Origin of the sequence: Streptomyces spororaveus (assembly GCF_016755875.1) — a bacterium.
Classification (GTDB): Bacteria; Actinomycetota; Actinomycetes; order Streptomycetales; family Streptomycetaceae; genus Streptomyces; species Streptomyces spororaveus.
On the sequence record NZ_BNED01000005.1, the window covers coordinates 2,435,145 to 2,448,099 of the forward strand.

The following is a 12,955-nucleotide window of genomic DNA, read 5'->3' on the forward strand; positions in this document are numbered from 1 at the left end:
CGGCCTCGTGCCCGGCCCGGCGCATTCGCGTCCGGCCGGGTGCGGGGCCGTTCCTCGTCAGTGACGCCGGCAGGTGCCTGCCGGCGCCGTCCCGGAAGCAAAGGCATTCACGGATCATGACCAATTCCGATTCCGAGCAGACTCCCCCGACCGATTCCGCCGGTCGTGCCGACCGGACCGGGACGGCCATCGTCTTTCCCGGCATGGGCCCCTCGGCATTCGCGGAGGTCGGAAAGTTCCTTCTGCTCGACCCCTACGCGCGTCAGCGCCTCGCAGAGGCCGACGAGGCGCTCGGCTATTCGGTGTTCGACCGATTCCGCACCTCCGAGGAGGACTACTCGGTCTATTCGCAGATCGCCTTCCTGGTGAACTCGATGGCGATGGCCGACCGGGCGGTGGACACGCTCGGCATCTCTCCCACCGTCTGCACCGGCCCGAGCTTCGGCCAGAAGGCCGCCGCCGCCTTCGTCGGATCGCTGCCCTTCGCGGACGTCGTCCGGCTCACCGCGGACCTGGCCCGCTGCGAGGAGGAGTACTTCACCGGCGCGTACGAGGACGTCGTCACGCACTCCTTCGTCCGCACCCCGCAGGAACGGCTGGACGAGATCCTCGCCGGCTTCGACGACCGCGGCGCCTGGTACGACATCTCGGGCCGGCTGGACGCCGGTTTCCACATGGTGTCCGTACAGGAGAAGGAGCTCGAAGGGCTGAAGGCGGGCATCAGCGCGGCAGGCGGCTACTCCATGTACTCGATGCGCCCGCCCGTGCACGCGGCGGCCTTCTCGGCGCTGCGCCGGAAGGCGGAGGAGGAGGTGTTCGCCGGGTACGAGCTGGCCGACCCCGCCCTGCCCGTGGTCGCCGACCAGGACGGCACGGTCGTCCGGGACGCCGCCGGGATGCGCACGATGATGCTGGACACCTTCGACCGGCCCATCCACTGGCCGAGTGTGGTGGCGTCGCTGAAGGGGCTCGGCGTGGGCACGGTGTGCGTGTCCGGCCCCGACAACCTCTTCCACCGCCTCGACCTCACCAAGGACAGCTTCGAGGTCGTGACGGTGGGGCTGCCGAAGAAGCGCTCCCGTGAGCGTGAGCGGCGCGTCGCCTGACGACCACGGACAAGGGCCGGGCCCCGCCTTTCGCGGTGGGGCCCGGCCCTTGTGCCTGTCCGGTGCTGCCGGCCGGCGCCGTCGGCCGGTGGTGTCAGCCGGTGGTGTCCAGCCACCCCTCGACGGCCTGCGCGGTCGTCGGAGCGTGCTCCTCCATCATGGTGAAGTGGTTGCCCGGCACGTCCACGGCGGTGTGCTCCAGGTCCCAGTACGAACGCCAGTCGCCGTCCGTGGAACGGGTCCAGTCGAAGAACCGCTCACCCGCCCGTATCAGCAGGGTCGGCGTCTTCACCGCTTCGGGCTTCCAGCCGCCGAACAACCGGAAGTACGCGCCCATCGCCAGCAGCCGGTTGTCGTCGACCGGTACGTAGGTGTCCTGCCGCTCGTCCATCCCCTCGGAGAGGCCGGGCTGGATGCCGACGATCGCGTCGTCGTCGTGCGAGTAGATGTCGATCATCACCACCGCCTGGGGGAAGACCCCCTCGCTCTCCAGTTTCCCGGCTACCGCGTGGGCGAGCATGCCGCCCGAGGAGTGGCCGAGGAGCACGAACGGCGCACCGTCCGTGTGCCGGAGCACGGCCTCCGCCTGGGCCTCGATCACCGCGTCGGTGGTCGAGGGCAGCTGCTCGCCCCGCAGGAAGCCGGGGGCACCGAGCGCGTGAACGTCCCGGCGGCCCCGGAAGGCGGAGGCGAAGCGCGCGTACTGGTGCGGGCCCGAGATCGACAGGATCGAGGAGAAGCAGACCAGCCCCGGCCGGGAATCACCGCGGGAGAGCCGCACGAGGCTCGGCGCCTTGCGCAGCTCGGCCGACGAGGCGAACGACGGCCGGAACCGCGACGCCTGCATGAGCAGTTCCATGAACTGCCCGGACGCACCTTGCGTTCCTGCCTCCTGGAGCATGGCGCCGAAGACACCGGCGGAGTCTTCCCCGCCACTGTCCGCCGCGCCGTCACGCGCCGGCGAGCCGGGAGCCTCGGCGAGTTCGGCCCGCAGCCGGCCGGCGACCAGCGCCGGTGTGGGGTGGTCGAAGAGCAGGGTGGCGGGCAGCCGCAGGCCGGTCGCCGCGTTCAGCTGGTTGCGCAGCTCGACGGCGGTCAGCGAATCCAGCCCCAGCTCCAGGAACTCCTGCGACTCCCCCACCGCGTCCGGCGACGGGTAGGCCAGTACGGCGGCCACCTGGGCCCGCACGAGGTCGAGCAGGACGCGCTCCTGCTCGTCCTGCGGCAGCCCGGACAGACCCGCGAGCCGTCGCGCGGCGGTGGATGCCGCCGAATCGGCGGCCTGATGTGCGGCGGCCCTGCGCGGACCGCCTCGCACCAGCCCGCGGAAGACGGCCGGAAGGGCTCCGGCGTCGGCCTGGGCCCGCAGGGGTGCGGTGTCCAGCCGCATGGCGACGAACGATGCTTCGCCGGTGGCGGGCTCCGGGTCGCCTGCGGACGCCAGGGCGCACGCCGTGTCGAAGAGTGCCAGGCCCTCGTCCGAGGAGAGCGGGGCCAGTCCGGCTCGCGCCATCCGCTGGACGTCGGCGTCCGACAGCTCGCCGGTCATCGCGCTGCGCTGCTCCCACAGCCCCCAGGCCAGCGACACCGCGGGCAGCCCCGCCGCGCGCCGGTGCTGTGCGAGGGCGTCCAGGAAGGCGTTGGCCGCCGCGTAGTTGGCCTGCCCGGGGTTGCCGAGGGTGCCGGCGGCCGAGGAGAACAGGATGAACGCGGCGAGGTCCAGTCCGCGGGTGAGCTCGTGCAGATGCAGCGCCGCGTCGGCCTTGGGACGCAGCACCGTGTCGATCCGCTCCGGGCTCAGCGATGCCAGGAGCCCGTCGTCGACGCGGCCCGCCGTGTGCACGACGGCCGTGAGCGGGTGCGCGGCCGGGATGCCGGCCAGCAGTGCGGCCAGCGCCTCCCGGTCGGCGGCGTCGCACGCGGCGACGGTCGCCTCGGCTCCCAGTTCGGCCAGTGCGGCGACCAGCTCCGGGGCGCCCTCGGCGGCGGCCCCGCGCCGGCTGGTCAGCAGCAGGTGCCGTACGCCGTGCTCCACGACCAGGTGGCGGGCCAGCAGGCTGCCGAGCGATCCGGTGCCGCCGGTGATGAGGACCGTGCCGTCGGGGTCGAGGGCGGGTGCACGCTCCGTGCCCGCCACCGTCTCGGCGGCGGGGACCGCGGGAACCCGTGCCAGCCGGGCGGCGCGCAGGACTCCGTCACGGACGGCGAGCTGGGGTTCCCCGCTCGCCACGGCGGCGGCCAGGGGCGCGGCGAGGAGTGTTGCCGTCCCCGCGTCGTCGCCCCCGTACTCCGCGTCGAGGTCGAGCAGGACGAACCGCCCGGGATTCTCGGACTGCGCGGACCGCAGCAGGCCCCACACCGACGCGTACGCCAGATCGGGCACGCCCTCGCCGGGGAGCGCCTCGACCGCGCCGCGCGTGACCACGACCAGCCGTGACCCGGCGAGCGAGTCCTCGGCGAGCCAGCCCTGGACGAGCTCCAGCGCGTCGTGAGCCGCCTGCCGAACGGCGTCCGCCGAGGTCGCCGGCATCGCCACGCCCGCCGTATCGGCCCCGTCGGCAGGGCCCGGAGAGGCGTACGAGACCAGCACCGTGTCCGGCAGCGGCTTGCCCGCGGCCACGACTCCGGCGAGCGCGGACAGGTCCGCGTACCCGTCGACGCCGACGCCGTCGTCCCGGAGCCCGGCCTCGAGGCCGAGCGGGTCGGCCCCGACCACGGCCCAGCGACCGCCGCCCGGAGCGTTCTTGGCGCTGTCCCCGGGTCCGTTGTACGTACGCGAAACCGTGCCCGGCGACGGCCACTCCAGCCGGAAGAGCGACTCGTGGAACACCGGCCCGTCCGCGGGCTTCAACCGTGCCGGGTCAACCGCCCGCAGCAGCAGCGATTCCACCGACACGACCGGTGCGCCCCGCTCGTCGAAGGCAGCGAGCGACACGGCACCGGACCCGGCCGGTGCGAGCCGTACGCGGAGCGCGCCCGCACCGACCGAGTGCAGGGCCACACCGCTGAACGAGAACGGGAGCCGGATCCGGGTGTCCTCGTCGCCGCCGTCGGCCCCGGCACCGGTGGAGGTGAGGAACGGGCCGAGCGCGATGCCGTGCAGACCCGCGTCCAGCAGGGCCGGGTGCACACCGAAGTGGGCGGCCTGGGCGAGCGGTCCCTCGGGCAGCAGCAGTTCGGCGAACAGCTCGTCGCCGCGCCGCCAGGCAGCGCGCAGGTTGCGGAAGGCAGGGCCGTACGCGAACCCGCCCGCGGCGAACCGGTCGTACAGGTCGTCGGCGTCGAGCGGTTCGGCGTCCGCGGGGGGCCAGACGTCCAGGCCGGACGCCTCCGGCGCGGCTTCGGCCGCCTCCGTCGCGGCGAGCACACCACCGGCGTGCCGCGTCCACGGCACCTCGTGCCCCGGACGGTCCTCGCCGCCCAGGTCCTCGGGACGCGAGTGCACGTGCACCGCGCGCCGCCCGGTCTCGTCGGGCGCGGCCACGGACACCCGCAGCTGGAGCGCCCCGCGCTCGGGAAGCACCAGCGGTGCCTCCAGGGTCAGCTCTTCGAGCAGTGCGCTGCCCACCCGCTGCCCGGCGTGGAGCGCGAGCTCCACGAAGGCGGTGCCGGGCAGCAGGACGGTGCCCGCGACGGCGTGATCGGCCAGCCAGGGGTGCGACGGGAGCGACAGCCGGCCGGTGAGCAGAAGCCCTTCGGAGTCGGGCAGTTCGACGGCCGCGCCCAGCAGCGGGTGTTCCGCCGCACCGAGTCCGGCGGAAGCCACATCGCCGACGGAGTGGACGGGCACGTCGATCCAGTAGCGCTCGTGCTGGAAGGCGTAGGTGGGCAGCTCGACGCTCTGGGCGCCGGTGCCGGAGAAATAGGTCTCCCAGTCGACGGTTGCGCCGTGGGTATGGGCGTGGGCGAGGGCCGTCGTGATCGTCTCGGGTTCGGGGCGGCCCTTGCGCAGGGCGGGCGCGAAGGTGGCGGCGCCGTCCTTGGCGAGGCAGTCCTGGGCCATGGCCGAGAGGATCCCGTCGGGGCCGAGCTCGATGTACGTGGTGACGCCCGCGGCCTCCAGGGCTCGGATCCCGTCCAGGAAACGGACGGCCTCACGGACGTGCCGCACCCAGAAATCGGCCGAGCCCATCTCGCCGGTGACGAGGTCCCCGGTGAGGTGGGAGACGACCGGGATGCGCGGCCTCGCGTAGGTCAGCCCCTCCGCCACCTTGCGGAAGTCGGCGAGCATGCCGTCCATGTGCGGCGAGTGGAACGCGTGGCTGACGGTGAGCTGCTTCGTCTTGCGGCCCTGCACGGCGAATCCGGCCGAAATCTCCATCACCGCGTGCACATCGCCGGCGACGACCACCGACTGCGGACCGTTGACGGCGGCGATGCTCACCCGGTCGGTCAGCAGCGGGAGCACTTCGTCTTCGGTGGCCTGGACCGCGACCATGGCTCCGCCGGTGGGCAGTGCCTGCATCAGACGGCCGCGGGCCTCGACCAGCGTGCACGCATCGTCCAGCGAGAGCACCCCCGCCACGTGGGCTGCGGCGATCTCACCGATCGAATGACCGGCCAGGAAGTCCGGCTTCACACCCCACGACTCGACCAGCCGGAACAACGCCACCTCGACCGCGAACAACGCCGGCTGCGTATACACGGTCCGGTTCAGCAGATCACCGTCGGCCGCGAACAGCACCGCCTTCAACGGCACTTCGAGCCGCGCATCGAGCCTGTCACAGACCGCATCCAGAGCCCGCGCGAACACCGGATACCTCGCATACAGCTCCGCACCCATACCCGGACGCTGACTCCCCTGCCCGGTGAACAGGAACGCAAGCTTTCCGGCACCCGCGGTCCCCCGCGTGAAACCGGCCGCCGTACCCTCCGACTCCAAAGCCGCCAGAGAACGCAGCAGCTCCTCACGGTCGCCCGCAACCACCACCGCACGGTGATCGAAAACCGCACGCCGCGTCGCCAGCGAGTACGCCACATCGACAACCCCGGAACGGTCCGACTCCGGCAAAGCCTCCAGATGCGCCCTCAGACGCCCGGCCTGACCACGCAACGCCTCCGCCGACTTCGCCGACACCACGAACGGCAGCACCCCCGCACCCACACCCGACTCCGGCTCCGACGCCGGCTCCGGATCGACGGCACGGACCGGCACGAGCTCGTCCGGCGCCTGCTCGATGATCGTGTGGGCATTGGTCCCACTGATACCGAAGGAGGAGATCGCCGCGCGGCGGGGACGGCCGGTCTCCGGCCAGGCCATCTCCTCGGTGAGGAGCGAGACGGCTCCCGCCGACCAGTCGACGTGCGGGGTCGGCTCGTCCACGTGCAGGGTCTTGGGGACGACCCCGTGACGCATCGCCTGAACGATCTTGATGATGCCCGCGACACCGGCAGCCGCCTGCGTATGCCCCATGTTCGACTTGATCGAACCGAGCAGCAGCGGCCGCTCCTCCGTGTGCTCCTGACCATAGGTCGCCAGAAGAGCCTGCGCCTCGATCGGGTCACCCAGCGTCGTACCAGTACCGTGCGCCTCCACCACATCGACCTCGGCCGCCGACAGACCAGCACTGGCCAAAGCCTGACGGATCACCCGCTGCTGCGAAGGCCCGTTCGGAGCCGTCAGACCGTTGCTGGCGCCGTCCTGGTTGATCGCCGAGCCCCGCACGATCGCCAGGACCGGGTGGCCCTTGGCCCGCGCGTCCGACAGCCGCTCGACGAGCAGCATACCGACGCCCTCACCCCACGCCGTACCGTCGGCGGCGGCGGCGAACGGCTTGCAGCGGCCGTCGCTCGCGAGCCCGCGCTGACGGCTGAACGCGACGAACGTGCCGGGCGTGGCCATCACCGTGACGCCGCCGGCCAGTGCGAGATCGCACTCGCCGTTGCGCAGTGCCTGCACGGCGAGGTGCAGCGTGACGAGCGAGGACGAGCAGGCCGTGTCGACGGTGACCGCCGGGCCCTCCAGGCCGAAGGTGTACGAGACCCGGCCCGAGGCGACGCTGCCCGAGCTGGAGGTACCCATATAGCCTTCGAGGCCCTCCGGGGCGCGGTGCAGGAGGGTGCCGTAGTCGTTGTACATGACCCCGGCGAAGACGCCGGTGCGGCTGCCGCGTACGGCGGCCGGGTCGATGCCCGCGCGCTCGAACGCCTCCCACGACGTTTCGAGGAGCAGCCGCTGCTGGGGATCGGTGGCGAGGGCCTCGCGCGGCGAGATCCCGAAGAACGTCGGGTCGAAGTGGTGGGCGTCGTGCAGGAACCCACCGGCCCGGCTGTAGCTGGTACCCGGTCGGTCGGGGTCGGGGTCGAAGAGTGCCTCGACGTCCCAGCCGCGGTCGTCCGGCATGTCCGAGATGGCGTCCCGGCCGTCCAGGACGAGTCCCCACAGGTCCTCGGGCGACCGTACGCCGCCGGGGAAACGGCAGGCCATCGCCACTATCGCGATCGGCTCGTCGTCCCGGGCCGTGACGGCCGCCGGGGCTGCTGTCGCTTCCTGGCCGCCGAGCAGTTCGCCGTGCAGGAAGTCAGCGAGAACGTGGGGGGTCGGGTAGTCGAAGACGAGGGTGGCGGGGAGCCGTACGTCGGTCGCGGCGCCGAGGCGGTTGCGCAGCTCGACGGCGGTCAGCGAGTCGAAGCCGACCTCGCTGAACGACCGTGCCGGGTCGACGGCGTCGGGCCCGGCGAAGCCGAGCACGGCCGCGACCTGAGCCCGCACGAGCTCCAGCACGGCTCCGGCCCGCTGGTCCGCGTCCAGGGCGGCCAGCTTCCGGGCGAAGGTGCCCCCCGCCGCGCCACCGCGGGCGGCGCGACGGGTGGGCGTCCGGACGAGACCGCTGAGCAGCGGCGGCAGCAAGCCACTGCCGGCCTGTGCGCGCAGCGCCGCCAGATCCAGCTTCACGGGAACGAACAGAGCCTGCTCGGACGCCGATGCCGCATCGAACAGAGCCACACCCTCGTCCGCGGAAAGCGCACTGACACCACCACGGCCCAGACGCTCCACATCCCCGGCACCCAGCTCACCCGCCATGCCCCCGGACTCCGCCCAAAGACCCCAGGCGAGGGAGGTCGCCGCCAGGCCCTGCGCCGTGCGGTGCTGGGCCAGGGCGTCCAGGAACACATTCGCTGCCGCGTAGTTCGCCTGACCGGCACCACCGAACACACCAGCAGCGGACGAGAACAGAACGAACATCGACAGACCGAGACCACGGGTCAGCTCATGCAGATTCCAGGCCGCATCCACCTTCGGACGCAACACCCCGGAAAGACGCTCCGGCGTCAGCGACGACACCACACCGTCGTCCAGCACACCAGCCGTATGCACCACACCCGTCAGCGGATACTCAGCCGGAATGCCGCTCAGTACCGACTCCAGCGCCGCACGGTCGGCCACATCACACGCCGCCCACCGAACCTCCGCACCCAGCGCGGTCAGCTCAGCGGTCAGTTCAGCAGCACCCTCGGCCGCCCCACCACGACGACTCACCAGCAGCAGACGCCGGACACCACGCCCGACCACCAGATGACGGGCGAACAAACCACCCAGCGTGCCACTCGCACCCGTCACCAACACCGTGCCATCAGCATCGAGATCACGGCCGGAGCCGTCGACGACAGCAGCACGGGCGAGGCGCGGCACGAGCAGGGCGTCTTCGCGGACCGCCAGCTCGGGCTCACCGGTGGCGAGCGCGGCCGACAGCACGGCCGCGTCCACTTCGCCGTCGGCGTCGACGTCGATCAGGCCGAAACGGCCCGGGTTCTCCGACTGGGCGGAACGCACCAGACCCCACACCGGGGCATGGACCAGATCGGTCACGTCCTCGCCCGGCACCGCAGCCACCGCACCACGCGTCAGGAACACCAGACGCGCATCCGCGAACCGCTCGTCCGCCAGCCACTCCTGCACCAGACCCAGCGCACGCTCGACAGCCGCATGCACCGCACCCGACTCCAGGTCCGCGTCCGGAGCCACGCACGGCACCACCAGTGCCGCCGGAAGCTCACCGCCCTCGACAGCAGCCGCACCCAGCGCAGCCAGGTCCGCGTACACCTGAGAACCGGCACCCAGCATCATCCAGTCGTCCGACGAACCGGCCGCGCCCCCGGCAGGAAGCACCGTCCAGTCGACCTGGAACAGCGCATCTCCTTGCCCGCCACCGCTCGGACCGGTCAGCTGGTCGGGTGAGAAGGCGCGCAGCGCGAGGCTGCGTACGGAGGCGACGGGCGCGCCGTCCGCGTCCGCGATCTCCAGCGCCACCGCGTCCTGGCCGGCCCGGGAGAGCCGTACGCGCAGGGTGTCCGCCCCCACGGCGTGGACCGCGACACCGCTCCATGCGAACGGCAGTCGCCCCTGCCCGGTGTCCTCGACGAGGGTGCCGAGGTTGATGGCGTGCAGGGCGGAGTCAAGCAGGGCCGGGTGCACGGTGAAATGCGCCGCTCCAGGCTCGGCTCCGTCCCCGAGGCTCACCTCGGCGTACACCTCCTCGCCCAGACGCCAGGCGGCACGCAGCCCCTGGAAGACCGGCCCGTAGCCGAAGCCGGAGTCCGCGAGCCCGTCGTACAGCCCCTCCACCGGGACGGATTCGGCCCCGGCAGGCGGCCAGACGCCGAAGTCGAACGCCGGGGTCTCCGCGCCTTCCGCCAGTACCGCGGTCGCGTGCCGGACCCACGCCTCGTCGTCCGCGGCGCTGTCCGAACGGGAGTGGAAGACCACCGAACGGCGGCCCGATGCGTCGGGCGCCGCGACGGTGATCTGGAGCTCGACTCCGCCGTGCTCGGGCAGCACCAGGGGGGCCGCGAGGGTGAGTTCGTCGATCAGGTCGCAGCCGACCTGGTCCCCGGCCCGGAGGGCGAGCTCGACGAAGGCGGTGCCGGGCAGCAGGACCGTCCCCGCCACGGCGTGGTCGGCGAGCCAGGGGTGGGTATCGAGCGAGAGCCGGCCGGTGAGGAGGAGCCCCTCCGCATCCGCCAGAGCCACGGAGGCGCCGAGCAGGGGGTGATCGGCGGATCGGAGACCCGCCGTGCTCACGTCCCCGCCGAGCGTTCCCGCGTCGAGCCAGTAGTGCTCGCGCTGGAAGGCGTAGGTGGGCAGGTCGACGCGCTGGGCGCCGGTCCCGGAGTAGTACGCCTGCCAGTCGACCGCGATCCCGCGGACGTGCGCCTGGGCGAGGGCCGTGGTGACGGTCTCGGCTTCGGGGCGGGTCGAGCGCAGGACCGGTATGAAGGCCGCGGCCTCGCCGGTGACACACTCCTGGGCCAGGGCGGAGAGGACGCCGTCGGGGCCGAGCTCGATGTACGTGGTGACACCCGCGGCCTCCAGCGTGCGGATGCCGTCCAGGAAACGGACGGCCTCACGGACGTGCCGGACCCAGAAGTCCGCCGAGCCCATCTCGTCGGAGACGAGGGCGCCGGTGAGGTTCGAGACGACCGGGATGCGCGGAGCCTCGAACGAGAGCCCCTCGGCGATCTCGCGGAAGGCGTCCAACATGCCGTCCATGTGAGGCGAGTGGAACGCGTGGCTGACCGTAAGCCGCTTGGACTTCCGGTCGGTGAAAGCGTCCACGATCGCCACCGCGGCATCTTCATCGCCCGCGATCACGACCGACCGCGGACCATTGATCGCGGCGATACTCACCCGGTCGGTGAGCAGCGGCAGGACCTCGTCCTCCGACGCCTGCAGCGCGATCATCACACCACCGGTCGGCAGCGCCTGCATCAGACGGCCACGAGCCGCAACCAGGGCGCAAGCGTCCTCCAGCGAGAACACCCCCGCCACGTGGGCTGCGGCGATCTCACCGATCGAGTGACCGGCCAGGAAGTCCGGCTTCACACCCCACGACTCGACCAGACGGAACAGCGCCACCTCAACCGCGAAGAGAGCCGGCTGCGTCAGCGCCGTCTCATCCAGCGCCGCAGCATCCGCACCGAACAGCACGTCCTTCAGCGGAAGTTCAAGACGCTCACACACCGCGTCCAGCGCCTCCGCGAACACCGGATACGCCTCGTACAGCTCACGGCCCATCCCCAGCCGCTGACTCCCCTGCCCCGTGAACAGGAACGCGACCTTGCCCCGCGCCCCCGTTTCGCCGAGCACGACGCGCGCCGAGGTCTCGCCGGACGCCAGCGCGGCGAGATCGGCGAGGGTGTGCTCCCGGTCGGTCGCGACGACGACGGCCCGGTGTTCCAGCGCCGCGCGTCCCGTGGCCAGGGAGAGCGCGATGTCCACCGGGGCCTGGTCCGGGTTGGTCCGTACGTGGGCGAGCAGGCGCTCCGCCTGGGCGTGCAGTGCCTCCTCCGTACGGGCCGAGACCGGCCACGGCAGTACGGGAGGCACGGACACGGGCCGCACCCCGGTCCCGGCCGCCTCGGCGTCCGCCCGCTCGGTGCCCTCCGTGGCCTCGGGGCCGTTCGTCGCCTCGGGGCCGTTCGCCGCGTCGTCGGCCGGCTGGGTCTCGGCCTCCGGCAGCGGAGCCTGCTCGATGATCGTGTGCGCGTTGGTGCCGCTGATACCGAAGGACGACACGGCGGCACGGCGCGGGCGGCCGGTCTCCGGCCACTCCACCGACTCCCTCAGCAGCGAGACGGCGCCCGCCGACCAGTCGACGTTGGTCGACGGCTCGTCGACGTGCAGCGTCTTCGGGATCCGGCCGTGGCGGATCGCCATGACCATCTTGATGATGCCGGCGACGCCCGCGGCCGCCTGCGTGTGCCCGAGGTTCGACTTGACCGAGCCGAGCCACAGCGGGCTGTCCTCGGTGTGCTCCCGGCCGTAGGTCGCGAGCAGCGCCTGCGCCTCGATCGGGTCACCCAGGGTGGTGCCGGTGCCGTGTGCCTCGACGACGTCGACGTCTGCCGCGGTGAGGCGGGCGTCGGCCAAGGCCTGCCGGATGACCCGCTGCTGGGAGGGGCCGTTGGGGGCGGTCAGGCCGTTGCTCGCGCCGTCCTGGTTGACGGCCGAGCCACGAACCACGGCGAGGACCGTGTGGCCGTTCTTGCGGGCGTCCGAGAGCCGCTCCACGAGGAGCATGCCCGCGCCCTCGGCCCAGCCGGTGCCGTCCGCGGAGTCCGCGAAGGACTTGCAGCGCCCGTCGAAGGACAGACCGCGCTGGCGGCTGAACTCGGTGAACGTGCCCGGTGTCGCCATCACCGTGACACCACCCGCAAGGGCGAGCGAGCACTCGCCCTTGCGGAGCGCCTGCATGGCCAGGTGCAGCGTCACGAGGGAGGACGAGCAGGCCGTGTCGACGGTGAGCGCCGGGCCCTCCAGGCCGAAGGTGTACGAGACCCGGCCGGAGGCGATGCTGCTGGAGCCGCCGGTGCCGAGGTAGCCCTCGACCTCCTCCGGTACGGCACGCAGACGTGAGGCGTAGTCGTGGTACATGACGCCCGCGAAGACGCCGGTCCGGCTGCCGCGCAGCGAGGTGGGGTCGATGCCCGCGCGCTCGAACGCCTCCCACGAGGTTTCGAGGAGGAGCCGCTGCTGCGGGTCCATCGCCATGGCCTCGCGCGGCGAGATCCCGAAGAACGCCGGATCGAACCGGTTGGCGGAGTGCAGGAAGCCGCCTTCCTGCACATAGCTCGTGCCTCGCCCGTCGGGGTCCGCGTCGAAGAGCCGCCCCATGTCCCAGCCCCGGTCGGTGGGGAAGGGAGAGATGGCGTCGGTCTCCTCGGACACCAGCCGCCACAGGTCCTCGGGCGACTCGACGTCTCCCGGGTAGCGGCAGCTCATCCCGACGATCGCGATCGGCTCCTGCTCTTCCGACTCGACTTCCTGAAGACGGCGCCGCGTCTCGTGGAGATCGGCCGTCACCCGCTTCAGGAAGTACCGGAGTTTTTCCTCATTCATGCGTGCATCC

General features: G+C 72.2%; 2 protein-coding genes. One reads left to right on the plus strand and one right to left on the minus strand.

The window, feature by feature from the left end; genetic code table 11:
- Positions 1-116 precede the first annotated feature (116 nt).
- A complete protein-coding gene (locus Sspor_RS13490) occupies positions 117-1,106 on the plus strand; it encodes an ACP S-malonyltransferase (RefSeq protein ID WP_202199362.1) in 990 nt (329 codons plus the stop codon).
- A 94-nt stretch (positions 1,107-1,200) separates the two neighbouring features.
- Here Sspor_RS13490 and Sspor_RS13495 read toward each other — a convergent pair whose 3' ends face one another.
- Positions 1,201-12,945, minus strand: a complete 11,745-nt coding sequence (locus Sspor_RS13495; protein WP_202199363.1) for a type I polyketide synthase — start codon at positions 12,943-12,945, stop codon at positions 1,201-1,203.
- Positions 12,946-12,955: the final 10 nt, after the last annotated feature.